Annotated in this window: 22 protein-coding genes, 1 pseudogene and 1 other annotated feature; of the genes and pseudogenes, 19 read left to right on the forward strand and 4 right to left on the reverse strand. The window is 40.0% G+C overall.

Translation table 11 applies throughout. The annotated features are described in order from the left end of the window. Positions 1-12: 12 nt before the first annotated feature. The 19 genes and pseudogenes from NON16_RS08535 (at position 13) to NON16_RS08625 (ending at position 18671) form a co-directional block, all read left to right on the forward strand. Positions 13-684, forward strand: a complete 672-nt coding sequence (locus NON16_RS08535; RefSeq protein ID WP_257348444.1) for a response regulator transcription factor — start codon at positions 13-15, stop codon at positions 682-684. Then, positions 681-1706, forward strand: a pseudogene (locus NON16_RS08540) (ATP-binding protein). Before NON16_RS08535 ends, NON16_RS08540 begins: the two are co-directional and overlap by 4 nt. A gap of 202 nt (positions 1707-1908) precedes the next feature. Next, a complete protein-coding gene (locus tag NON16_RS08545; RefSeq protein ID WP_257348445.1) occupies positions 1909-2550 on the forward strand; it encodes an NUDIX hydrolase in 642 nt (213 codons plus the stop codon). Positions 2551-2555: 5 nt separating this feature from the next. Beyond that, on the forward strand, positions 2556-3059 hold the full coding sequence (locus tag NON16_RS08550) for a GNAT family N-acetyltransferase (protein ID WP_257348447.1): 504 nt from the start codon (positions 2556-2558) through the stop codon (positions 3057-3059). A gap of 241 nt (positions 3060-3300) precedes the next feature. Next, positions 3301-4212: an ABC transporter ATP-binding protein gene (locus NON16_RS08555; protein WP_257348448.1), complete on the forward strand. Its 912-nt coding sequence runs from the start codon at positions 3301-3303 to the stop codon at positions 4210-4212. Next, positions 4209-5162, forward strand: coding sequence for an ABC transporter permease (locus tag NON16_RS08560; RefSeq protein ID WP_257348450.1), 954 nt, complete (start codon positions 4209-4211; stop codon positions 5160-5162). The genes NON16_RS08555 and NON16_RS08560 overlap by 4 nt, the downstream gene beginning before the upstream one ends. Before the next feature lie 38 nt (positions 5163-5200). Then, a complete protein-coding gene (locus NON16_RS08565; RefSeq protein WP_257348451.1) occupies positions 5201-5626 on the forward strand; it encodes a DUF4064 domain-containing protein in 426 nt (141 codons plus the stop codon). 441 nt (positions 5627-6067) lie between these two features. After that, a complete protein-coding gene (locus NON16_RS08570; protein ID WP_257348452.1) occupies positions 6068-6454 on the forward strand; it encodes a sigma factor-like helix-turn-helix DNA-binding protein in 387 nt (128 codons plus the stop codon). A gap of 183 nt (positions 6455-6637) precedes the next feature. Beyond that, positions 6638-7354, forward strand: a complete 717-nt coding sequence (locus NON16_RS08575) for a hypothetical protein (protein WP_257348453.1) — start codon at positions 6638-6640, stop codon at positions 7352-7354. 26 nt (positions 7355-7380) lie between these two features. After that, the gene (locus tag NON16_RS08580) at positions 7381-8118 is read left to right on the forward strand and encodes a hypothetical protein (protein ID WP_257348454.1); all 738 of its coding nucleotides are present in this window, start codon (positions 7381-7383) and stop codon (positions 8116-8118) included. A 3-nt stretch (positions 8119-8121) separates the two neighbouring features. Continuing rightward, on the forward strand, positions 8122-8499 hold the full coding sequence (locus NON16_RS08585) for a GntR family transcriptional regulator (RefSeq protein ID WP_257348456.1): 378 nt from the start codon (positions 8122-8124) through the stop codon (positions 8497-8499). Between the two features lie 2 nt (positions 8500-8501). Continuing rightward, entirely contained in the window at positions 8502-9197 is a 696-nt protein-coding gene (locus NON16_RS08590) for an ABC transporter ATP-binding protein (RefSeq protein ID WP_308216594.1), read from the forward strand. Between the two features lie 291 nt (positions 9198-9488). Next, positions 9489-10973 carry a helix-turn-helix domain-containing protein gene (locus tag NON16_RS08595; RefSeq protein WP_257348457.1) on the forward strand — a complete coding sequence of 495 codons (1485 nt, stop codon included), beginning with the start codon at positions 9489-9491 and terminating at the stop codon, positions 10971-10973. A 166-nt stretch (positions 10974-11139) separates the two neighbouring features. Further along, positions 11140-12810 (forward strand): urocanate hydratase, encoded by a 1671-nt coding sequence (gene hutU, locus NON16_RS08600; protein WP_257348458.1) that lies wholly within the window; start codon positions 11140-11142, stop codon positions 12808-12810. A gap of 33 nt (positions 12811-12843) precedes the next feature. Beyond that, positions 12844-14121, forward strand: a complete 1278-nt coding sequence (hutI, locus tag NON16_RS08605) for an imidazolonepropionase (protein ID WP_257348460.1) — start codon at positions 12844-12846, stop codon at positions 14119-14121. 194 nt (positions 14122-14315) lie between these two features. Next, positions 14316-15653 carry a YjiH family protein gene (locus tag NON16_RS08610; RefSeq protein WP_257348461.1) on the forward strand — a complete coding sequence of 446 codons (1338 nt, stop codon included), beginning with the start codon at positions 14316-14318 and terminating at the stop codon, positions 15651-15653. Between the two features lie 358 nt (positions 15654-16011). Next, entirely contained in the window at positions 16012-16473 is a 462-nt protein-coding gene (gene tnpA / locus NON16_RS08615) for an IS200/IS605 family transposase (protein ID WP_257348552.1), read from the forward strand. 296 nt (positions 16474-16769) lie between these two features. Next, positions 16770-17027, forward strand: a binding site (T-box leader). A 107-nt stretch (positions 17028-17134) separates the two neighbouring features. Further along, positions 17135-18385, forward strand: a complete 1251-nt coding sequence (locus NON16_RS08620; protein WP_257348463.1) for an MFS transporter — start codon at positions 17135-17137, stop codon at positions 18383-18385. Positions 18386-18437: 52 nt separating this feature from the next. Then, positions 18438-18671 carry a type II toxin-antitoxin system RelE family toxin gene (locus NON16_RS08625; protein ID WP_257348464.1) on the forward strand — a complete coding sequence of 78 codons (234 nt, stop codon included), beginning with the start codon at positions 18438-18440 and terminating at the stop codon, positions 18669-18671. A 6-nt stretch (positions 18672-18677) separates the two neighbouring features. Here NON16_RS08625 and metH read toward each other — a convergent pair whose 3' ends face one another. From metH to NON16_RS08645, 4 genes are read right to left on the reverse strand one after another with little or no spacing between them, the layout of a single operon-like run. Next, a complete protein-coding gene (gene metH / locus NON16_RS08630) occupies positions 18678-22139 on the reverse strand; it encodes a methionine synthase (protein ID WP_257348465.1) in 3462 nt (1153 codons plus the stop codon). Then, complete coding sequence (locus NON16_RS08635) at positions 22132-23985, reverse strand: bifunctional homocysteine S-methyltransferase/methylenetetrahydrofolate reductase (RefSeq protein WP_257348466.1); 1854 nt, start codon at positions 23983-23985, stop codon at positions 22132-22134. Before NON16_RS08635 ends, metH begins: the two co-directional genes overlap by 8 nt. After that, positions 23986-25182 (reverse strand): cystathionine beta-lyase, encoded by a 1197-nt coding sequence (gene metC / locus NON16_RS08640; protein WP_257348468.1) that lies wholly within the window; start codon positions 25180-25182, stop codon positions 23986-23988. It abuts the gene before it with no gap. Next, positions 25179-26291, reverse strand: coding sequence for a methionine biosynthesis PLP-dependent protein (locus NON16_RS08645; protein ID WP_257348469.1), 1113 nt, complete (start codon positions 26289-26291; stop codon positions 25179-25181). The genes metC and NON16_RS08645 overlap by 4 nt, the downstream gene beginning before the upstream one ends. Between the last annotated feature and the right edge of the window lie 130 nt (positions 26292-26421).

Here is a 26421-nt window from a genome sequence, read left to right on the forward strand (position 1 = left end):
GGAGGAGAAGTGATGAAAATAATGATTGTTGAAGACGATGTAACTATTAGAGATATGGTGGCGGAAGCATTGTCTAAATGGGGTTTTGAAACGGTGAAAGTGGAAGACTTCAATCAAGTACTGAAGATGTTTCTTAACGAAAACCCTCATCTCGTGCTAATGGATATAAATCTGCCTTCATTTGATGGATTTTACTGGTGTAATAAAATACGTGATGTATCCAAGGTACCCATCATCTTTCTCTCATCTCGAAACACACCAATGGATATGGTGATGTCGATGAATACAGGCGGAGATGACTTTATACAAAAACCATTCTATTCAGATGTACTTGTTGCAAAAATCAATGCCTTGCTACGCAGGACTTACTCTTATGTCGAGGTTCAGCCAAACGCCATCGAGCATGAGGGTGTCGTATTGAACATTAAGGACGGAGATGTTTTCTATAAAGAACAAAAAGCTGAGCTTACAAAAAACGAATTCAAAATCCTGCATATCCTTATGCAGAAAACTGGAACGATTGTGAGCAGGGAAACGATCATGCGTAGTCTTTGGGAGGATGAGAGCTTTGTAGATGATAATACGTTAACAGTGAACATTACTCGTCTACGGAAAAAGCTATCCCAACTGGGCAAAGAAAACTACATTATTACAAAGAAAGGACAAGGATATCTAATCCAATGATGTTTCTACAGTATTTAAAAGACAAACGATACTTCTTCCTGTTGTACTTTGCAATCATGTTTTTTGTTTCCTTGATGATGATGGTGAGCATCAATGACGGCAACATTGTTAAGAACTTGATTTATATAAACATAGTTTGTTTTTGTCTTGCTGGCACATATATTATCGTTGGCTATTTCCATCGCAATTCATTTTATCGACAAATCACAGAAATTATTACAAATGGAAAAGAAGAAATGATTGCAGCGATTCCTGAGCCACAAAATTACACACAAGCAATGTATCTTGATCTACTCAAATAGTTTTATAAAGAAAATAACGATCATATTCAGACGTTACATGATGAAAAGAGGGACCATCAAGATTATATCATGTCATGGATTCATGAAGTTAAGCTTCCAATCGCTGCAGGGAGGTTATTAATAGAAAATAGTTCAGGAAAGTCTGTTGATTATCTTATAGATAAGTTCGAAGATGAACTGCAGAAAATCGATAAATACGTAGAACAGGCCCTCTATTACTCACGGATCAATTCGTTCTCAAAGGACTATTTCATTACTGAAGTTGAGTTAAGTCAAATTATCAAAGAGAGTATAAAAAAATACAGCAAGCTTTTCATTAACAAACGAATACGCTTTACAATGTTTGAAGAACAACATCATGTACAAACCGACCGAAAATGGCTTTCGTTTATAATCGATCAAGTGACGACAAATGCATTAAAGTATACGAATGATGGCGGAAGGATTGACGTTCGTTTTGAAGAAGACAGCAAAGAAAAACGACTTCTCATTCATGATACAGGAATCGGAATCCCACGAGAAGATATTCATCGAGTATTTGAAAAAGGATTCACGGGGTCGATTGGAAGAACACATACGAAATCAACTGGAATGGGATTATACCTTGCCAAGCAGTTAGCACTTAAATTAGGGCATGATCTATCGATTGAATCGGAAACAGGCAAGTTTACAAACGTCACCATCCATTTTCCGAAAATCAGAAATTATTATCATTTTTAATAGGTAAAGGGAATCTTGTCCTGTTTATAGAAGAATATCACCTGAAGGGTTTTAAACACATCGGCATAGGCTTGGCCTTGCCAAGTTTTCTTTACACGTTAAGAAAGTATAAAAATACTTTCTATAGTATAAGCGTAACTACGGCGATCACCTGCGCTAAGGCTTGGTGCTAGCCAAGTTTTCTTTAAAGGGCGGAATAATTTTGGATAATGAATTAATTAACATATTTGACGAGAACTACAATCATGTAGGCATAGCTCCACGGGACGAAGTACATCAAAAAGGCTATTGGCATGAAGCCTTCCATTGCTGGTTTGTGAAGATAGAAGACGATACCGAATATATTTATCTGCAAATTCGAAGTCCCCAAAAAAAGGATTATCCAAACCTATTGGACATTACTGCTGCCGGACATCTTCTAGCTAATGAAACGATTGAAGATGGTGTACGTGAAGTGAAAGAAGAGCTTGGAATTGATGTTTACTTCGAGGAACTAGTACCTGTCGGGGTCCTTAAATACTCTGAAACTATCGGGGGAATCATCGATAACGAATTTGCGAACGTTTTTTTATATTACAGCAATAACACGTTCGATGACTACCAGCTGCAAAAGGAAGAAGTCTCTGGGATTGTAAGAGTTAAACTCGATGACCTCCAAGCACTTTGGTTAGGTGGAAAAAAAGAAGTAACAGTACAAGGGTTCGAATTGAATGCAGTTGGAGAAAAGGTTTCCATTGAAAAAACAGTAAGTAAACGCGGCTTTTTGCAATATGAAGAAACATACTATAAGGCAATCATAAATGGGATTAATCCACTTATACAAATTAATGATGATCGGGGCTAGAAGAAATGGAAATTAGACAATTACAATCATCTGATGCGGTACAATATTGGGAACTGAGAGTAGAGGCATTAAAACAAAACCCTGAGGCATTTGCGACAAGCTATGAAGATGCATTACAAAGGGAGAATCCGCTTGAGCAAGTGGCCAATAATTTGAACACAACAATAAACTATACCTTTGGGGCTTTTGAAAATAATCAGTTGATTGGTGTGGTAACCTTACTTGAACAGGAGCCATCCAAATTACGGCATACAGCGAACATTTTTGCCATGTACAGTACACCTTCAAAACGCGGCAAAGGTGTAGGAAAAGCTTTACTAGTAAAGGCGATCAATCAAGCAAAAAACATCGACTATATCGAAAAACTTAAATTAACCGTGGTCACAGAAAATGTTGCAGCAAAAGGACTATACACAAGCCTAGGTTTTAAGTCATTCGGCATCGAGGAAAAAGCCCTCAAGGTCAACGATAAATATTATGATGAAGAGTACATGACTTTATTTTTGTAAAAAGGAAAGGAAGGGATTCCTATGCCGGTCATTTACTTAGAAGGACTGAGTACTGTAGGTAAAACGACATAGTTATAGAAATAGGAGCCTTAATCACTTTTATAAGTTGGAAAAATTTTGTACAGATAACGGTTTTTATCTGTATTTTTTATTGACTTTTTTTGGTGTACTCGTGTACTATTTGTTTAGTACACTAATACAGATATTCAAGAGAGTGGTGAGGAGTTTGGGAGAAGCAGTATTGGAAGTGAAAAATTTAACAAAGAAACTTGGGGGAAGGAACGTTGTTGATGATCTATCATTAACCGTTCAACGCGGTGAAATTTACGGGTTTCTTGGACCGAATGGAGCAGGGAAAACGACAACCATTCGAATGATTGTCGGTCTAATAACAAAAACGAACGGACAGGTCCTTGTTAATGGAATAGATGCTGACAAGGAATATTCAAACGCGATGACACAGATTGGTGCAATCGTTGAGAATCCGGAAATGTACAAATTTCTGACCGGGCATCAAAATTTAATTCATTTTGCACGGATGGCAAAGGAAAAGATTACGAACGAACGTATAGATGAAGTTGTGAAACTGGTTGATTTAGAAGACGCGATTCACAAGAAAGTTAAGACCTACTCACTTGGGATGCGCCAACGTCTTGGGGTAGCACAGGCCATTTTGCATCGGCCGTCATTGTTAATTCTCGATGAACCTACAAATGGACTAGACCCACAGGGCATTCATGAATTTCGTGCGTATTTACGAAAACTGACAAAAGAAGGTACATCAGTGATCGTCTCAAGCCATTTGTTGTCAGAAATGCAATTAATGTGCGACAGAGTAGCTATCATTCAAAAAGGAAAACTCATTAATGTCAGTTCAGTCCATGAAATGTCAGAATCTGAATCGGAACAAACGAGCGTTCGATTTATTGTCAGTAATACCGTTAAAGCTCAGGATATCTTACAAATGAAGGATCCTGAACTTGAAATTACGAGACAAAGTAATGAATTGCAACTAACTTTAAAGCATAGTGACATCCCTTTAATCAATGAAATTCTTGTTAATGCGGGGATTGCTGTTTATGGAATCATTAGTAAACAACAGACACTAGAAGAGAAATTCTTGGAACTTACGAAAGAAGGTGTAACACAATGAACGGACTCCTTGGACTCATTCAAAATGAAAACATGAAAATTTACCGTAGACCGAGAACTTGGATTTTCGCAGGGATTTTGCTTTTGCTTATCGTTGGTGGTGCTATTTTAGGTATGAAATTTGATCCTGAATATAGCGGATCGGAATGGCGTGGTCAGGTTCAACAGAACATCGATGAAGCGAAGAAGGAAATGAAGGGTGATGATACACCAGAAGACTTCAAAAATATGATGAAGCAGGATATCGCCCAAAATCAGTACTATTTAGAAAATGATATTAATCCATATGAGAAAAATGCTTGGACTTTTATTAATGAGAACCTATTGTTAACCACGATCGTTTCACTGTTTGTGGTTGTTGTCGCAAGTGACATCGTTGCAAGTGAGTTTACATGGGGAACGATCAAAATGTTAATGGTTAGGCCATTTAGTCGTGGACAAATCCTGTTCTCTAAGTTTGTATCGGTATTAATTTTTCAACTCGTCTTATATATTGAGTTATTTGTGGCATCCTGGCTCGTCGGCGGGTTGTTGTTCGGATTTGGCGGCTTCAATTTTGTTGATCATACGTTTGGGCTGGAGGGTGGTCTAACCGAAACGGCAGTCGGTGAAACAGTACTGAAAACGTTAGGTCTTGGATTTGTAAGTTTGATTGTTATCGTAGCGATTTCATTTATGATTTCAACCGTGTTGAGAAGCAGTTCACTTGCAATTGGTATTGGGATCGCGACTTTATTTGCCGGGAACGCGATTAACCTCTTATTAGCAAAGTATGATTGGGGAAAATTCGTCCTCTTTCCGAACCTTGAACTGACAACCTACATCGGTGGAGGGTCACCACCGTTTGAAGGCATGTCATTACCGTTTTCCTTAACGGTCGATGCGATTTATTTTGTAGTGATCGTCGTGTTAACTTGGTATATCTTTAAGAAAAGGGACATCGCAGCATAAGAATATAGGAACTAACTACTGTATTGGAGTGAAAAAGTTTGAAACGTACAAGTGAAATCGTACTAACAGTGATTGGAATGTTAATCAATGTAATCATGGCACTGGGGGTTGGTGCTGCAATTGTCATTTTCCAAAATGAATCGATTCAACAAGAGCTAGAACGTGAAATCGCTAATGACCCTCAATTGAATGAGGTAGACCCCAGTATGATATTTGACATCATCGGAACGTTCGGTTGGGCAGTAGTTATTGCATTAGCAATTGGGTTTATTCTTGGATTGATAGCAACTTTTGGTTTGAAAGGGAACAAGAAACCAAAACAGGCGGGCATATTACTGATCATAGGAGGCATTATTGTCGGAATTGCTACCATTGGTTCAGGGTTTGGTCCAGCCATTCTTTATTTGATTGCTGGGATTATGGCATTGGTTCGTAAACCAAAAGAGGAACAGTTCAACCAGTAATCCTGAAAATTTAGTCTTGCTTTCAGATTAAGAATTTTGTCTATAAGTGCGTGTTCAAAAAGGAGGATAAAAAGAGCCGAAATTTCTGAAGTTCAACTAAATACGTAACGTCCTGTTACAACCTTGAACTGACTCACATCCTGTGAGCCCGAGGCGCGAAAAATCTTGAGGAAGGCTACTCACTTGAAGGCATCTTTGCTGCCTTGCACCGAGGAAACTTTCATCGATAGCATTGACTAGTTAGACGCAGGTGCACAATGAATGTACATCGATGAAATTAACGCTTCCTTGTAATACGTGAGGACCGGAGAGATCGAGTAACGAAGAAATTCGACAGCTATTTTTACCGGACTTTTTGAACAACCTCTATAAGGAATAGATTCAGTGCCCTCACTTATGTTATAACAAACAATAAAGTGGGGGTGCTTTTTACACACGAGTATGAACAGCTACCATGTAAACAAAAAGACTACATTGTTGTTGTATCATACGGCAATAGATCTCTCAATCGATCATCTTAAAGGCATCAATGCTAGTTTTGATTTAGATACATCGAGAATGGCATCTGGTTGTGAAAACGTATATACTGATCAAATTGCTAGCAATACAATAACGAATAATAAACATAATAAATTACAAAACCAAGATCCTTTCCAAAAAGCAATGGTGTCACTTTCCATCAAGGATAGGGCAGTCATTACTTTAAAATACACTCGTAAAATGTCATTAAAAGATATTAGTCAGATAGTTAAAATACCTGAATCCATGGTAGAAGCGTCTGTTTTTCGAAGTAGGGAAGCGGTAAATAAGGTCATAAGCAATAGTTAACACGTTAAGAAAGTATAAAAATACTTTCTATAGTATAAGGGCAACTAAAGCTCAGCCTGCGCCATAGGCTTGGCCTTGCCAAGTTTTCTTTACGTGTTAATGAATACTATTTGGTCGACAATTAATAACCTTGGGGGTAATAATGGTCATTGGATTAAAAATAAAAACTAAGGGAAAGTACCAATGAAACAATTTATTCTACTCGTACAAAAAGATTTGAGGTTGACGAAATGGGTAACTTGGATTGCAGGATTAATTCTATTTAGTGCAGGCGTTACGGGTTACTTATTTGATAATGTGAGTATCGTAATTGGGGTGGGTTTTGTTACATTTTTATACTTTCCTCCTTTATATATGGTGATGAACTTTTCAAAAGAGTGGAAATATAGGTTGTTATTGCAAATGCCTCAATCGGGTAAAATATTACTAGCAGCCAAACTTGTTGCTGAAATGATTTCTTTTTTGACATTAGCATTCCTGGCATTAATAGGATTACTAATAGGAAGCCATTTACCTAATGCTGATTTTTCTATCACAACACTTAGTGAACTGTTTCTTATTCTGAAATTTTCCCCCTTTGTACTTATATACGGAATAAATGGAGGCCTTTTGGGAGGAATCACTAACTTATCAACACGCTTTGCACAAAGTTATTTCAAAAAAGGTTACAATTGGTTTGGCATCCTTTCTACATTTATTACAGTTTATTTTATGACTGGATTTACCAATACAGATGTATATACGAAATTGTTCCATGCTGAATTTATACCTTCATTTGTCTTTCAAGAGATGGGGAACAAACAAGTGATTTATAGTGGGGATTTCTTGTATTCCGGAATGATTATATGTATTTTGTTTTTCCTCTCTTCATGGTTGCTGGATAAAAAATTGAACGTTTAGATTCTTTTCGTAGTGGGGGTTTGAAAATGAGGTCTTGGCTTGTGTATTTAAAAAAAGATTTTCGGCTAATGAAGGCGGAGTTTTGGTTCGCACTTGCTGCCGTCGTATTTCTTGAGGTTCTCGGAATTGTACTTGTCGTAGATAATAGAATAATTGTTAAGACCCAGGTTCACCTTTCTCTTGGCATACTTGGCTTATTTATGCCTGTTTATATTGCGCTAGCTTTATTAAAGGAACGAAAAAACGCTGCATCTCTTTGGTTTACTTTTCCGGCTAGTGGCTATCGGTTTATTGCTGCGAAAATTGTGGCAGGATTACTTTCGATGCTCGCCCTTACCGTTGTTACAGTCATTTTTAGTGTTGGGATTATGATGTTTTTTGACGCTTCTATTGCTCTGTTATCACATAAGCTTATATGGTGTCTTATCTTGCTTGAATTAGGAATTGGAATGGGACTGATGGTAGTGTTCATTTCCGGTTTGCTGGGGTCTGTTAATCATTATCTACCAAAGAATAGAGGATTTCTTTCTTTTCTTATGTTTTGCGGACTTCTTATCGGGCTTATCTACTTTGTTACAACCGATTTATATGCATTATTTAGTTGGGGAAGCTTCTCCATGTCAGGGTTACTGGATATTCCTGAATCACGAGTCCCAGAAGATTTTAATGAACGATATATAGGAGAGTATGTTTTTGATTGGATTACAAATATAGGCTTGTTTCTTATCTCTGGTTGGCTGTTTGACAAGAAAGTTGAGGTGTAGTCAATGGGAAATGACTATGAATCTTCACGCCCGATCTATCTGCAGCTTGTCGACAAAATGTCATTTCGAATGATTCGAGGGGACCTAAAGCCTGGAGATAAGCTTCCTTCCGTGAGGGACATGGCTGTCGACTCAGGTGTGAATCCCAACACGATTCAAAGAGTATATGCGGAGCTTGAGCGGATGGATATTGCAGAAGTGAAACGAGGACAAGGGACATTTGTCACCCAAGATGAGGAGAAACTGCTCCAATTAAGGGAAGAACTAAAGCAAAGACAAATCCAATCGTTCATGAAAGAAATGAACGATATGGGGTTTACATTAGATGAAATTATCAATGGAATTAAACTGGAATTCGATAATGAGAAGGGAAGGGACTAGCCATGTCTACAATTGTTGAATTCAAGCATGTATCCAAAAGATATCGGATGACAAAGGCGCTTGATGATATAACATTTACAATTCCGAAAGGCAAGGTCGTCGGTTTAATTGGCTCGAATGGAAGCGGAAAGTCAACGATTTTGAAATTAATGTCCGGCCTTGTACGACCAACGAAAGGGAAAGTGGTGATCAACGGTATAGTACCTGACCGACTTATTAATCGGCAGGTTGCCTATTTATCCGAAGCAGATGTACTCTATGACTTTTATAAGGTAAAAGAAATGGTTGATTTCTTCTCAGGAATTTATGCTGATTTCGATTCGGAAAAAGCGGAAGAAATGCTCGAATTTATGAAGCTGGATCATAATAAACCGATCAAACATCTATCAAAAGGCCAGCGTGGCAGGTTGAAATTGGTGCTCGCTCTCTCTCGACAGGTGCCGCTGATTTTACTTGACGAACCGTTGTCCGGCCTCGATCCGATGGTTAGAGAATCAATTATCAAAGGGCTGATTTCCTTTATTGATTTGGAGAAGCAAACAGTAATCATGACCACCCATGAGGTTGAAGAAGTAGAACCGTTGCTTGATCAAGTGATCGCAGTAATGGACGGGAAACTCCTGGCATTTGAAGACGTGGACACCATTCGAAGGAAAGAAAATAAAAGTATTGTGGACTGGTTGAAGTCGTACACCTAAAAAGGGAAATGATAGTAAGATTTTTAAGGTGTTAAACAAAGAATAGAAATATATATAAAACAAATATTCGGGTGAATTCCCAACGATTCTTTGAGGTTGGAAATAACCCACAATACTCTTTTTGCATATGTTTGGGCAGGAAGAGTATTTTTATTTCATATGGAAAGGTTAATTAAGAGGTAAATGAAAATAAATGATCAGCAGCTAAAGGAAAAGTTGAATCCAGACAATTCTAGTTTACAATATATTTAACTATGTATATGAGGAAATTTGTAACAAGGGAGTATCCATATGACTAAACTATTAATTGCTGATCGGGATCAAAATGAACGGACGGGGATAAGCTGGCTCGTTTCTTCTTATTCAATCCCTTTTCAAAAAGTAATGTTAACGGATTCTATTTCAGAGGTGTTTCAACTTATTGAAAATGAAGTACCTGAAGTAGTCTGCATTGAGCTTGATATGATTCCAAAAGATACTTGGGACCTCTTTAAAGAGCTAATGAAGCAATATGAGCCAACAATAATTGTAATGACGGCGGAGGCAACATTTGAAAGGGCGCTTCAAGGAATTCAACTTCATGCCAATGATATTTGGGTAAAACCGCAATCACCGGACAATATAAAGCGTGTTTTGAATGAATGCTATAGAACAATTTCTAAAACCAATCATGAAACAGGACAAACACCTGAGCCTAGTACAACACCTTTGATCTCCTACCGTTCTTTATTTTTAAATCAAGGGGAAACAAGTGAGAATTTCCGATTGATGCTCATGCAACTTGAACACCCAACAAAAAATCCAGTACTTCTTACATTTTTAAACGAATATCCTTTTCATATTCCACCGATCTTACTGCCTTTGAGCGACATGATTGTTTGTGTTTTTGCATTTAAAAATCATCAACCGTTACAACACCTTAAACATCTAGGTAACCGAATTTTAATGAATTGGGAAGAAAAGCATTCGGAACCAATGTCAATCGTGATCTATGATACGGACGATCCGTTACTTTCGTTAAATCAGAAATATCTTCATGCGAAACAGGCACTGGAAATTCACTTTTTTAAAGGTTATAGACAAGTTTCGGTCATTGAAGGAAAGGTAGATTGGGTTACGATTGACCCCTTTTTAACGCCGTCTGAACAACGTACATGGATTGAAATGCTGAACTATGCTGATCGAGAACAAATAAAAGAGTGGATGTATAAGGAGTTTTTAAATAAGGGTGAACCTTACCCTGAGCCAGGCCTATTGCGTACTAGGTTGACAAGTTTATTGGCACAAGTACGTCGATTCATGAAATCTCTTTACCTAGATGAAGGGCAGCTTGAGGAGTACTACCATCGCGTGTTCGAAACGATATTATACAATCCAATTCTTTACCGTATCGTTCAAGATTTTCTTTTATTTATATATGAAGTTCTAGTGAAGGCTAAAATACATCGGGAAAACGCCCGAACAGATATTATAGAACAGGCAATACAATACATGGAAAGAAATTTTCATAATCCTGAACTTCGACTTGAGGATGTTGCAAGTTTCGTAGAGCGAAGCCCTGCGTATTTTAGCTCTTTACTAACAAAGCATGGAAACTCCTTTAAACAGCTATTGACATCAATTCGAATAAAGGAAGCTGAGCATCTTTTACTGGAAACAAAACGATCAGTACAAGAGGTTGCTGAAAAAGCAGGATTTTTAAATGCAAACTATTTCAGCAGAATTTTCAAGGAAAAAACAGGAGCTACTCCAAGTTCATTTAGAAATCGTAAATAATGATAGAAATCGTAAATAATTATAGATTTAAAATTGTAAGCGCTTTAAAAACATAAGTCCATTCGAAGAAAATTAGAAAAATTCTAAAAATAGAGGTCTATAATCTCCTCCTTTTCTCTCCTATAATTTTAACTAGAAAGAAAATTAGTGAAAAGCAGGTGAGGATATGACTGTAAATCAAACAGATAAAAGAGTCATCGAAAATTACACAGGTTCGGAACTGCATACAAAGGGTTGGATCCAAGAGGCGGCGTTACGAATGCTGTTCAACAACTTGAATGAAGATGTGGCGGAGCGACCAGAGGATTTAGTAGTATATGGCGGAATTGGAAAAGCAGCGCGAAATTGGGAGTGCTTTGACTCTATCGTTGAGACATTAAAGAACCTAGAAAATGATGAGACATTACTAATTCAATCTGGGAAACCGGTTGCTGTTTTTAAGACACATTCAGATGCTCCAAGAGTGCTAATCGCAAACTCTAATCTTGTTCCGGCATGGGCAAATTGGGATCATTTCCACGAACTCGATAAAAAAGGTCTCATGATGTACGGTCAGATGACAGCAGGAAGCTGGATCTATATTGGTAGTCAAGGCATTGTCCAAGGAACTTACGAAACATTTGCTGAATGTGCACGTCAACATTTTAATGGATCATTACAAGGAACGATAACATTAACTGCTGGTCTTGGTGGAATGGGAGGCGCTCAACCACTTGCGGTCACATTGAATGGCGGAGTCAGTATTAACATTGAAGTAGACAAAACCCGTATTCAGCGCCGTCTGGATACAAAGTACCTTGATGTGATGACAGAGAGTCTTGATGAGGCCATTAACATGGCACTTGAAGCAAAGAGTAACAAGAAAGCTGTTTCAATTGGTCTTTTAGGAAATGCACCGGAAGTTTTGAATCAAATGCTCGAAAAAGGGTTCGTTCCTGATGTATTGACAGACCAAACGTCATCCCATGATCCGATTAACGGCTATATTCCAGTGGGAATGAATTTAGAAGAAGCGGCTGAGCTTCGTAAAAATGATACAAAAGCATACGAGAAAAAGTCAAAAGCGAGCATTGCCGAGCATGTACGTGCGATGCTAAAAATGCAAGAGCAAGGTGCGATTACGTTTGATTATGGCAACAACATTCGTCAAGTTGCCAAAGACGAGGGTGTAGAAAAGGCGTTTAATTTCCCTGGGTTTGTACCTGCCTACATTCGTCCACAATTTTGTGAAGGAAAAGGTCCATTCCGCTGGGTTGCTCTTTCTGGTGATCCTGAGGATATTTACAAAACAGATGAAGTGATTTTACGAGAATTCAGCTATAATACGAACCTTTGTAACTGGATCAAAATGGCCCAAGAAAAAATTCAATTCCAAGGACTACCGGCCCGTATTTGTTGGTTAGGATACGGTGAACGAGCTAGATTTGGAAAAATCATTAACGACATGGTTGCAAGCGGAGAGTTAAAAGCTCCAATCGTAATTGGTCGTGACCATTTAGATTCGGGTTCTGTTGCTTCTCCAAACCGAGAGACGGAATCAATGAAAGACGGAAGTGACGCGGTGTCAGATTGGCCGATCCTTAATGCGCTTATTAATGGAATCGGGGGAGCTAGCTGGGTGTCGGTCCATCATGGTGGCGGTGTCGGCATGGGTTATTCTCTTCATGCTGGTATGGTGATTGTGGCAGACGGAACGAAAGAAGCGGAACAGCGTCTTGAACGTGTTCTCACATCAGATCCAGGAATGGGTGTTGTCCGTCATGCTGATGCAGGATACGACCTTGCAAAGAAAACGGCTACAGAAAAGGGAATCCATATTCCAATGCTTAAGGAGTAGCTCCAATCAAATAACAGCGAAGGGAAGGATACAATGAACCAGAAACCATTATTTATCCGAAATGCAAGCCAACTAGTGACACTCGAAGGTAGTTCTGAAGTCCCTCTTACGGGTGAAAAAATGGAACAGCTTCACATTATTGAAGGTGGGAGTGTATGGCTTGAAGACGGCGTAATTCAATTCGTAGGAAAAGATGTAGAAGTAGAAAAAGCTTATAAAAATCGTCTCGATGAAGCAGAAATCATTGATGCTTCTGGCAAACTAGTAACTCCAGGGCTTGTAGACCCACATACCCACCTTGTTCATGCAGGCAGCCGTGAGAACGAATTCAATATGAGGCTCCAAGGCGCAAGCTATATGGAAATTATGAATAATGGTGGGGGGATCCACTCAACGACCTCTGCCACAAGAAAAGCCGATCATCAAACACTTTTTGACGAAAGCAAAAAACGTCTTGATCAATTCCTGACCCATGGTGTGACGACAGTTGAAGCGAAGAGCGGATACGGGTTAACGCTGGAAGATGAGATGAAACAGCTGGAGGTAGCAGGACAGCTTCATGAAAACCACCAGATTGATATTGTGAGAACGTTTATGGGAGCACATGCAGTTCCTGCTGAGTATAAAGAAAATCCTGAAGCGTTCGTAGACTATGTGATCAATGAAATGATTCCAGAAGTAGCACGCCGGGAACTTGCCGAATTTAATGATGTATTTTGTGAGCGGGGTGTTTTTACACCGGAACAGTCGAAACGGATCTTAGAAGCAGGTGTTGAACACGGACTACCAGCCAAAATTCATGCGGATGAAATTGAACCATATGAAGGGGCGGAGCTAGCTGCATCGGTTGGAGCTGTTTCTGCTGAACACCTTTTGAAAGCATCTGACAAAGGAATAAAGATGCTTGCTGAAAAAGGAGTCATTGCTGTTCTCTTACCTGGTACTGCATTCTTCCTAATGGCGGAATCAGCAAACGGACGCAAAATGATTGATGCTGGTGTTCCTGTAGCTCTTTCTACTGATTGTAATCCTGGCTCATCACCGACGGTTTCAATGCCATTAATTATGAATCTTGGCTGTTTGAAAATGGGCATGACTCCAGCAGAAGTATTATCCGCTGCGACGATTAATGCAGCCCATGCAATCAATAGGGGAAAAGAAATTGGAAGTCTTGAAAAAGGGAAAAAAGCAGACGTAACCATTTTTGATGTGCCGAATTACATGGGGCTTCAATATCGATACGGAGTCAATCATGTTGAAACGGTTATAAAAGAAGGTTCAGTGGTTGCTCACAAGGGGCGTTTAGTTTGAAACAGTTTCCCTATCCGCAATTAATGCGTCCCTTTTAACAGGTTTCAAACAAAGAAATCATAAATAAAGAAAACTCAAGGCCAAGCCTTTGGCGCAGGCTGAGCCTTAGTTGCCTTTATACGTTAAGAAAGTATTTTTATACTTTCTTAACGTATAAAAAAGAAAAGTTCCTAAATGATAAAGGGGGATTCAAAATGGGCGCACCTGATTTAGGTACAAATACGAAACAGGAGAAGCTAGGATTAAATTCACCAGTGAATATTGCTAAGTTTCTTGTATTCAGTTTAATCGGCATATTTATGTTTTTTATTCCTATTACCGTTAATGGTGTATCATCAATTGCACTTGATCATATTGTGACCTGGATAAAGCAAAATCTTCATTCAGTCGTTCCGATTTATGCATTAATTGTAATTTTACTAGGTGCAATCTATCCTTTCGTTACAAAAACTTGGAAAAAGGATAAAGTTAATATCGTTTTCTCTTTCTTAAAAGTATTTGGGTTCGTTGCCGCTTTAATAATCTATTTGAATATCGGTCCAGAATGGTTAATGAATCCGAGTATGGGACCTTTTTTATTCGAAAAACTAGTCATTCCAGTCGGGCTTGTCGTTCCGATAGGCTCCGTGTTTTTAGCCCTACTAGTTGGGTATGGTCTGTTAGAGTTTATCGGTGTTCTCGTTCAGCCGATCATGCGACCCATTTGGAAAACACCAGGACGTTCAGCAGTTGATGCAGTAGCCTCCTTTGTTGGTAGTTATTCAATCGGCTTACTCATCACAAATCGCGTATTTAAAGAAGGAAAATACACAATTAAAGAAGCGACCATTATTGCAACTGGTTTTTCCACCGTTTCCGCAACATTTATGATCGTAGTCGCAAAAACACTCGGAATAATGGATATTTGGAACTTATACTTTTGGATAACTCTTGTCGTAACATTTTTAGTAACCGCCATTACGGTCCGTATTTGGCCCTTAAATAAAGTGAGCGATGATTATTACACCGAGGTTGGCGATCCTGAAGAAGTAATTAAAGGAGATTACCTTAAAAATGCGTGGAAAAGTGCAATGGAAGGGTCAGAAAAGTCGTTAAGTCTTCGCAAAAATATATGGGAAAACCTTAGAGACGGCTTTATCATGACGATGAGTATTCTTCCATCAATTATGTCTGTTGGATTAATCGGGTTAGTTCTTGCAGAGTATACACCAGTATTTGATCTTTTGGGCTATATCTTTTACCCATTCACTTGGGTTCTGCAAATTCCAGAACCACTATTAGCAGCAAAGGCATCTGCTATAGAGATTGCAGAAATGTTTCTACCAGCACTACTTGTAGTAGATGCACCATTAATTACAAAATTCATCATTGCCGTACTATCAGTATCGTCGATTCTATTCTTCTCAGCAACAATACCTTGTATTCTCTCAACCGAAATTCCGATTAGCATACCAAAGCTTTTAGTCATCTGGCTGGAACGAACTATTCTTACATTAATCATTGTTACACCGCTTGCATTTTTGTTTCTATAGAAGTTGAAATTTTAAATAGAAGGGAGAGGGGTAAGTCCATAACCCCTGTCCCTTTTTACCAAGTAAAGAAAGTATAAAAGTTTGCGGCATGGATGTAATGTCCAGCTTCAGCGCCCAACCACTTGGATCACTTCAGGCCTCCTGCGGCGGCAACAGCCTCCTCGTCGGTCTTCCAGTGACCTTCGTGGCTAAGCAGGGCGCTTGCGCTTTTCTTAATGGCTTAGAAAACCCCTGGCTATGCCGGGGGTTCCAGAGAGCTTATAGCGTGGTAATAAAAAAACCTCACTTCATGGTAGGATAAAGTTGGTTTCCCGACCACTTCATCTCACCATAGAAGGAGGAGTGCCCTGTGAAGGACATGAACAGTTTAGCACACACAACATGGAATTGTAAGTATCACCTTGTATTTGCCCCAAAGTATAGAAGACAGATTATTTATGGGAAATATAAAAAGAGTATAGGGCAAATTATCCGGGATTTATGTGAACGGAGAAGTGTGACAATACACGAAGCAAATGCTTGTCCAGATCATATTCATACGTTGGTAAGCATCCCACCAAAATTAAGTGTATCTCAATTTATGGGCTATTTAAAAGGGAAGAGTAGCCTCATGATATTTGATCGGCATGCCAATTTGAAATATAGATACGGGAATCGTAAATTCTGGTGTCGGGGGTTCTATGTCGATACAGTGGGCAGAAATAAAAAACAAATACAAGAATACATTAGAAATCAACTGAAAGAAGACTATATGGCTGATCAGCTAACATTATTCGAAGAGTATGACCCATTTACAGGAGAGAAAAATCGAAAGAAATAAAGGAATTCTTTAGAATTAGTGAGTGAATGTGGTGCAAGTGGGAAACCCTTTCGGTGGGCCTTTGAGGCCAAGGCCGGTAACAGAGGCTTTCAGCCGCAGAGCAAACCACCAGTTCACACTGGTGGTTTTGATTAGGTTATTCCAAAGTTCAAAGCAGTTAGGTTGCATCCTACTTCAAATCAATTCACAAGGGTAGAACGGAGCGTCCAAGCAACGATTCCTTTTGAGTGTGTAATCTGAATAAAATGCAACTTCAGTATTTACACCATCGGTTTCTAATGATACTATGTAAAGAATTAAATGCGATGAAGAGAAGAGTAGATAAAGGTTATTCTTTACAGAGAACTCCGGTAGCTGAAAAGGAGTAAGAATGATTTTGTTGAAACAAGCCTCCGAGCAGCACATTGGATCCGGATTAGGTGATGGTGTGACAGGAGCTCCTGTTATAGAGCTAGGGTATAAGTGATTTTTCTATTGCAGTACCTGAAAAGGTTAATATGGTGACATATTAATAAACTGGGGTGGCACCGCGATATCAATATCTCGTCCCCAAGACTTAGGGTCTTGGGGGTGGGATTTTTTTATTGTCTAAAGGTTGTAGATGTTATTAAACGGGCCATCTGATCAGTTCTCCATGGCCTCCAAACAAGGAGGAAGTTTTATGAATTTTAAAATGTTATTAGAATCTTGGAAGTATCCATCAATTTTATTATTCGGAATTGGAGTTGCGAATATCGGTGCATGGATTTATTTAATCGCACTCAATTTAATCTTATTAGATATGACAGGGTCACCTCTTGCAGTTGCAGCTCTTTATATCCTCAAACCGTTGGCAACCTTATTTACAAATGTTTGGTCGGGTAGCATGATCGACCGCTTAAATAAACGGAATCTCATGGTATTTCTCGATATTTTTCGAGCTGTTTTTATCGCTGTATTACCTTCACTCTCTTCAATTTGGTCGATCTATGCGATTGTTTTTGTAATCAATATGGCGACTTCGATGTTTGAGCCTACATCCATGACATATATCACAAAATTAATACCACCTGAACAAAGGAAACGGTTCAATTCACTTCGCAGTTTAATCGATTCTGGAGGCTTTCTAATTGGTCCAGCGATTGCAGGTGTCTTATTTATCGTAGGTACACCGACTTTGGCAATCTACATTAATGCCCTAGCATTATTTTTATCCGGATTAGTGACAATGGTCATGCCGAACCTAGAGAAGGAAACGATCGTTGATGCGGAGGATAGTAAGTTATCTTTAGATCTCTTGAAAAAAGACTGGAATGTTGTTTGGGGGTTCAGTCGAAAGTATAGTTACATCATGCTCATAATCTTTCTGTTTAGTTGTGTAATGGTCATGACAGCGGCTGTAGATTCACTTGAGGCAGCTTTTTCTAAAGAAGTACTATCTTTATCGAACAGTAAGTATGGGTTTCTCGTAAGTATAGCAGGGGCAGGATTTGTTGTAGGAGCGATCGTCAACACGTTGCTTGTGAAGAAATTGACGACTGCATTACTAATTGGTGTGGGATCTTTATTCGTGTCCATCGGGTATATCATTTATGCATTTTCAAATGGATTTTACTTGGCATCTGCAGGTGTATGCATCCTTTCCTTCGCGCTCGCTTTTGCGAATACGGGCTTCCATACTTTTTATCAAAACAACATACCAGTTGAAGTGATGGGGAGGATTGGGAGTGTCTATGGGCTGATCGAAGCCGCCTTAGTCATTATCGTAACAACGTTCTTTGGCATCGCTGCACACCTTATTTCGATTCAGTTTGTTGTTATATTCGGAACACTAATCATGATGGGGATCACCGTCATCCTGCTTGCTTTCAACCTACAACCATCAAAGTCCAGATTCTACTCTTCCTCAACAACAGAAACAGCTGGCTTTTAAAATCACCCTACAACAAGCGGTGATTTATTAATAAGGATCACCGCTTTCTTCTATGAAGTATATTAAAAAACAAGATAAGCCAACTAGAAAACGAATTGAAAAAGCACTGCTCACCTTAGCTGAAGCTCCATATCATAGAGGATCTCTAGATATAAGTTCACTTGAAGGTGTAGACAGTGCTTTTCGTTTGAGAATTGGAGATTTCAGATTAATTTATGAAATTCATGATAATGACCTTATCATTTTTATTGTAGCAGCAGGAAGTAGAGGAGATATTTATAAATAAAGAATTTTAATCTCCATTCATCACATTAAAATATCGGGCTTCAGGATGTGCGAAGACCATTGCTGAAACAGAGGCTTCTGGCTCCATCATACATCCATCGGTTAATTCAATACCGATTTCTTCAGGTCCAATCAGTTTAAACAGCTTTTTCTGGTCCTCAAGCTCGGGACAAGCTGGGTAGCCGAACGAAAATCGTTGTCCTTGATAGCGTGCTGAAAATCGTTCCCTCATCGTAAAATCGACTGGATCTGGGAACCCCCATCGGTCGCGGATTTGCTGGTGGACAAGTTCGGCAAAACCTTCCGCTGTTTCAAGTGCTAATGCTTGAAGGGCATGGCTTTCTAAATAACGGCCCTCCTCTTTCAAATGAGTAGCCAGCTGCCGAATGCCACGACCAGCTGTAACGGAAAAAAATCCAACATAGTCCATGACCCCGCTATCCTTAGACTTCAAAAAGTCAGCTAAGCATAGGTATGGTTCCTTTGATTGTCTAGGAAACTCAAATTGTTCAATGACAGTGGTTTGGTCATTAGGATCATAGATTAATACTTTTTCATCGTCCGATTGTGCTGGGAAGAATTGATAAAGAGCAACCGGTGTGATTAAATTTCTTCCTTTTGCTTCGGCTAACAGGTTGTCGACGACTGATTTAACGTGAAGTGTCTTTTCGTCCTTTTCCTCGAGCAGTCTTGAAATCTTTCCTTTTACCCCGAGATGATGTCCCAAGAGCATTTGCCAGTTAATATAGGATTCGATATGGGATAGTGAATAGTTCTTCAACACATGCCTCTTTGTGTCTCTTGGTATATAAACAGGTGCATCCCGTGCAACTTTCGAACGGACTTTGACAGCAACTCCCGTGCCACCTCCCGTTCCAGTTTGAATAGAGGTAGCTGTAGCAATCCTATTTCTCTTTTCCTCATGTTCAGCGACAAGTTCACCAAAACCAGCTGGAGTTCGTAATTGATTCGCGAGGGATAGCCCTGTCATGGCGTCTTTTGCGTACAAGACTAGCCCTTCGTATGCATTCGAAATCTTTGAATCGGTAAATTTCCTTGATAACGCTGCACCGCCCACTAAAATCGGGGTTGAGATTTCGGCCTGATGCATGTCATGTGCGGTGATTACCATTTGTTGAGCGGACTTTACAAGAAGTCCAGAAAGCCCAATTATATCAGGTTTTTCTTTTTTTACCGCCTCCACCAATGCAAGAGGGGAGACCTTAATCCCTAAATCTACAACGTCAAAGCCATTGTTGCTTAAAATTATATCGACTAGGTTTTTGCCGATATCATGTACATCACCTTTTACAGTGGCAAGCAAGATCTTTCCTTTTGAAGAGGACGAATCCTTTTTCTCCATAAAAGGCTCTAGATAGGCAACCGATGCCTTCATAACTTCAGCACTTTGGAGCACTTCTGCGACGATGAGCTGGTTATCATTAAACAAACGGCCAACTTCCTTCATCCCGTCCATTAAGGGTCCATTAATAATTTCAAGAGGTGCTGGGTACTTATTTAACGCAGTTTCTAAATCGGGAAGGAGTCCTTCCTTCGTTCCCTCGACGACATAATACGAAAGCCGTTCTTCAAGGGTCATCTTTGGCAGCAGTGACTTTGTTTCTTTCTTTTTCCCTCTATAAAATTCGGTAAAGAGTGCAAGAGCTTCATCGGTTGTATGGAAAAGCAAGTTTTCGGCCATTTGAATTTCTTCTTCAGGAATCGAAGCAAACCGTTCTAGCTTTTCAGTATTCACGATCGCATAATCCAATCCAGCTTGTGTACAGTGATAAAGGTACACAGCATTTAAAACTTCTCTTCCTACAGGGGGAAGTCCAAATGAGACATTACTCACTCCTAAGATCGTCAAGCATTGTGGAAAGTTCTCCTTGATAATGCGAATTCCCTCAACGGTTTCATTTGCGGAACCGATGTATTGCGCATCCCCAGTCCCAACTGGGAACACGAGGGGATCGAAAATCAGATCAGTAGGAGAAAGCTTATATTTATTGACTAAAAGGTCGTAGGATCGTTTAGCAATTTCAAGTTTTCGTTCTGCAGAAACACCCATTCCTTCCTCATCGATCGTGCCAACGACCACTGCACCACCGTACTTATGAATGAGGGGAACGACGGCTTCAAAACGCTCTTCGCCATCCTCTAAGTTTATCGAATTGATGATCGCTTTACCTTGGGAATATTTTAATGCTGTTTCGAGAACCACCTCATCCGTTGAATCAATAACAAGCGGGACTTTCACTTTTTTGACAACCTCCTGGATGAACAGTTCCATATCTTCTTGTTCATCGCGGTCGGGATCCGCTAAACATATATCGATGACATGAGCGCCTCTTTTTACTTGAGCTCGTGCAACTTCGGCGGCTTCTTCTAATTTTTTCTCAGCAATAAGCCGTTTAAATTTACGAGAACCAATGACGTTCGTTCTTTCTCCAACCATAATCGGTCTAAGATCGGGATCGTCGTAAATAAATGGTTCGATCCCGGAAACCATATGCAGCGCTTTATCTGGTAAAACACGAGGGGAGTAGTCCTTCATTACTGTTGACAATGCCTGAATATGTTCAGGGGTCGTACCACAGCAGCCGCCTACAATATTGAGCCATCCTTTATCGGCAAATCCAGCTAGTTTCATTGCAAGTGATTCAGGTGTTTCATGATACTGGCCTTCTTCATCTGGTAAACCAGCATTCGGATAGCAGCTAACCGCTATCGTTGATAAATCTGCTAATGAGCGGACATGGTCCTGCATGAATTCAGGTCCCGTTGCACAATTCAAGCCAACTGCGATCGGGTTCATATGTTTCAGCGAAATATAAAAAGATTCAATTGTTTGACCTGCAAGCGTTGTACCCATCGGCTCGATTGTACCTGAAATGATTAATGGTACCTCTTTACCAGTTGATTCAAATGCGCTCTTAATGCCTAAAAACCCTGCTTTAACATTAAGCATATCTTGGCTCGTTTCAAGCAGGAGTAAATCTACTTCTCCGTCCAAAAGGCCCCTCGCTTGTTCAGCATAGGATTCTTTTAGAACGTCAAAAGTTGTACCACCGGTGACACTAAGTGTCTTCGTAGTCGGTCCTAGTGAGCCTGCTACAAACCTTGGCCACCCACTTGTTGACACTTGTTGAGCAGCCCTTTTCGCAATTTCTGCACCAGTTCTATTCATTTCATAAGCCCTTGATCCAAGGTCATATTCATCTAAGACAAGGCTCGTTCCCCCAAATGTATTGGTTTCAATGATATCAGCACCAGCTTTTAAATACTCGAGATGGATGGATTCAATCACATCAGGTGCAGTGAAATTCAAGTATTCATTACACCCATCGTATTCCTCACCGCCAAAGTCATCGGCAGTTAACTCGGCTCGCTGAAGCATCGTCCCCATAGCACCGTCCATAACTAAGATCTTGCTGCGTAATTGTTCTGCGAATAGTTGATTAGACATTTTGAAACCTCCTAGATGATTGTTGAAGACGATGATTGCGTGCATATTTGGCCAATTCGACCGTTAATTCATAACGCATAAATGGCGTGATCAAGTAGATTCCGTTAAACAGTTCAAGGGCTGTATCAAGGAGGGACTTAGCAATCTGAACGCCTTCCTGACTTGCCCGTAACGGATCGTCCTTGAATTTCGCCATTCTTTCACGTACATTGGTAGATAACTTAATGCCGGGTACTTCATGATGAAGGAAATCGGCATTCTGACTACTTGTAAGCGGCATGATTCCGACATAAATGGGTGTATTCAAGTGTTTGACAGACTCATGAATTTCAACAAGCTTTTCTTCTGAAAACACCGGTTGACTAATAAAATAATCAGCCCCACATTCGATTTTCTTTTCTAAGCGCGTAACCGCTTTTTCGACGGAACGAACATTTGGATTAAACGCCGCACCAACAGAGAATGATGTTTTCTGTCCGAGCTCTTTACCTGATAATGAGATCCCTTGATTAAATTGCTTAATGATTTCAATGAGCTCAAAGGACGTTACATCATAAACCGAAGAAGCTCCTGGGAAGTCCCCGACCTTTGTTGGATCCCCAGTTATCGCAAGAACTTCATGCATTCCAAGGGTGTGAAGCCCCATAATATGAGACTGTAGTCCAATTAAGTTTCGGTCTCTACATGTAATATGAATGAGTGGACGGAGCCCGATTTGTTCCTGCACAATAGATCCCACTGCAGAGTTGCAAATTCGCGGCGATGCAAGAGAATTATCAGCAAGTGTGATTGCATCGATTCCTACCTCTTTCAGCGCTTTGGCACCCTCCATATAACGAGTAGTATTTAACTTCCTAGGTGGATCCAATTCGACAATAATCGATTGCTTGGTTTTTACTTCCTCATAAAGTGGTGTTTGTTTAGGTTGCGCCTGAGATTGTATCGTTAGCGTTTTCTGTCTCTGCTTTACGGTTTTTTCCGTTACAGGTGCTAAAGATTGTAACTCTTTTGAAAATGCACGAATATGAGCGGGAGTCGTACCGCAGCATCCACCCAATAATCGAATCCCTTGTTCGCGAAAAGAATGGGCGCACTCCTTAAAATAATCTGCATCGCTTTCATATTGAAGATTTCCATCCACATAAGAAGGAAGGCTAGCATTAGGATACGCCGATAAATAAGCATGCTTCGGAATTGGAACCTCTTGAAGAGTTGAGAGCATATGATAAGGACCGAGCCGACAGTTGAGTCCAATGATATCTGCTCCAAAAGTCTCAAGTTTTGTTAAAGCTTCTGTGATGTGTGTACGGTTTTGTAGAAAACCAGTTTCCTGTAATGAAACTTGCGCAATAATCGGTAAAGCGGTCTCTTTCCTCGCAATCGAAAGGACGGTCTCTAGTTCCTCTACATCGTAAAAGGTTTCTAGTAAAATCCCATCAACATCTTCCATCAGCAGACAGTATAATTGCTCACGAAAGCTTCGTTTAATTTCTTCAATCGTTACCGTGTGGGGGGTTATGCCGCGAATTCCTCCTATTGTCCCGACCACATATGCATGCTTGTTTGCAGCCTTTCGCGCCAATTGAACAGCAGAACTATTGATTTCTTTGACCTGATCCTGCAGACCATATCGTTCTAACTTCGGGTAATTGGCTGCATACGTATTCGTTTGGATAATATCAGAGCCAGCTTCAATATAGGCACGATGAATATTGAAAATTTGCTCGGATTCTGAAAGGTTCAACTCTTCAAAACAACAGTCCGAACCATACGAATAAAGCAAAGTTCCCATCGCCCCATCACCGATAAGAATTTTATCTTGTTGTAAATCATCTAAAATGCCCATCTATATCCCCCTATCTCCTGATAAAATTGGAGTTCTCACTAACGACTCATCTAAAGCTGCTACAAAATCCTTAATGAGATCTTCTGAATTTTCGAGTCCCACTGATAAGCGCAAAAGTGAATTAGAGATTCCTCTTTTTTCACGTTCCTCTTCAGGCATTGCAGCATGGGACATTTTTGCAGGGTAAGATAGGATGGATTCCACAGCACCTAGACTTACGGCAAATACAGGTAACTGAACATTTGAAACAAACGATCGTAAAACCGCTTCACTTTCTAGTTCAAAAGAGAGGACAGCCCCCGAACCTTTTGCTTGACGGTGCTGAAGTTCGTATCCATTGTGATTAGGAAGACCAGGGTAATACACACGTTTTACGAGTGGATGCTTTTGCAAATAAGTGGCGATCTTCTCTGCAGATTTCATCGATTGTTCAAGTCTGACATGGAGTGTTTTTAATCCTCGTAATACCAACCATGCATCTTGAACACCTAGAACGGCACCGAAAGCGTTTTGTAAAAAGGCTAATTTCTTGGCAATCGATTCGTCTTTTACGACAGCAAGGCCAGCAAGAACATCACTATGCCCGGATAAAAATTTCGTAGCGCTATGCAAGACGACATCTGCACCAAGCGTTAACGGCTTTTGTAGGGCAGGAGTTAGAAAGGTATTATCTACAAAAGTGAGTGCTCCCACTTGTTTAGCTAGCTTCGAAATTGCTTCAATATCAGAGACTTTTAACAAAGGATTGGAAGGTGTTTCGATATAAATAACCTTCGTGTTCGTACGAATTAACTGTTCAAGCTTCGTTAAATCGGTCATATCTACAAATGTGTATTCAATTCCGTACCGTGAAAGGACCTCTGTGACCATTCGATACGTACCACCATAAACGTCTTCAGAGATGAGTACATGATCACCCTGTGACAGAAGTAGAAAAGCAGTGGAAATGGCAGACATTCCAGATGAAAAGGCGAACCCTTTCGTTCCTTCTTCTAACGATGCGATTGTTTCCTCTAATGCCTCACGTGTCGGATTTGATGAACGACAGTAATCATACTTTCCAAAACAATCAAGATCGAATTGGTGATAAGTTGAGGCGTGTTGTATCGGAACACTGACAGAGCCAGTCGCAGGGTCGATTTTATGGTCGTTGTGAAGTAAGCGAGTTTCAAAGGTATATTCATCAGAATGGCTCATAGTAAAACCCCCTTACATAGTTTCGTAAGTGATTGCTCTAAATCTTGAATCAGGTCACTCGTATCTTCTATTCCAACAGAAAACCGTAATAACCGATTACATACACCCGTTTTTATTCGAATTTCCTCAGGGACATCCGCATGGGTTTGAGTTGCTGGGTAGGTGATGAAGCTTTCTATACCGCCTAAGCTCTCTGCAAATGTAATTAAAGACAGCTCTTGTAAAAAGGGGTCGACCCATGATTCATCTAAGATCCGAAATGAAAGCATGCCACCTTTACCAGGATAAAGGACATCGGTAATCGCTTCATGACGCGACAAATATGCTGAGATTTGTTGTGCGTTTTCTTCATGCTTCTTCATCCGTAACGATAATGTTTTCATCCCTCTCATCAACAGCCAGGAGTCAAAAGGACTTAAGACAGCACCTGCCGCATTTTGATGGTCTCCAAGTGCTTCACAAAGTTCTTTTCCTTTTGCAACTATAAGCCCTGCCAAGACATCATTATGACCACCTAAATATTTCGTTGCACTATGAATCACGATATCGGCCCCAAATTCAATCGGTCTTTGAAGAAGAGGTGTGTAAAAGGTATTATCAACAATGAGCAATAGCTTATGTTGTTTGGCGATAGCAGCTACGGCCTCGATGTCTGTTTGTTCCATAAGAGGGTTTGTTGGTGTTTCAATAAAAATCGCTTTTGTTTGTTCCGAGATCGCATCGTCTATATTTGAGGGCTGTGTGGTATCCACGTACTTGCAGTTTAGTCCCCACTTTCGAAAACCTTCTTCAAACAGTCGATAGGTTCCGCCATATAGGTCTTTACATACGATGAATTCGTCGCCTGAACGAAACAAAGAAAGCAAGGTGAGAATCGCAGCCATACCTGAACTGCAAGCAAACCCTTGATCTCCACACTCAAGATCAGCAATGGTTTCTTCAAGTAATTGGCGTGTCGGATTTCCTGTTCGGATATAGTCATAGTTAGTGGACTGGCCAATTCCTTCGTGGCGATAGGCCGTGGAAAAGTATACCGGTGGATTTACTGTTCCAGTCGTGTTTTCACTTCGATTTCCAATTTGCGCAAGCTTCGTTTCAATTTTATACATGTATGATCCTCCTTAGAATGATCCAGAGTGAGGTTGCCATTATGGAGGGAGGGATGCTTTTTATCGATGAGAGCTGCAAAATCGCTTCAAAAATCTCATTAATAAAAAGAAAAAAGCCTTCCATAAGAAG

Source organism: Pseudalkalibacillus decolorationis, from assembly GCF_024609785.1.
Classification (GTDB): domain Bacteria; phylum Bacillota; class Bacilli; order Bacillales; family Fictibacillaceae; genus Pseudalkalibacillus; species Pseudalkalibacillus decolorationis.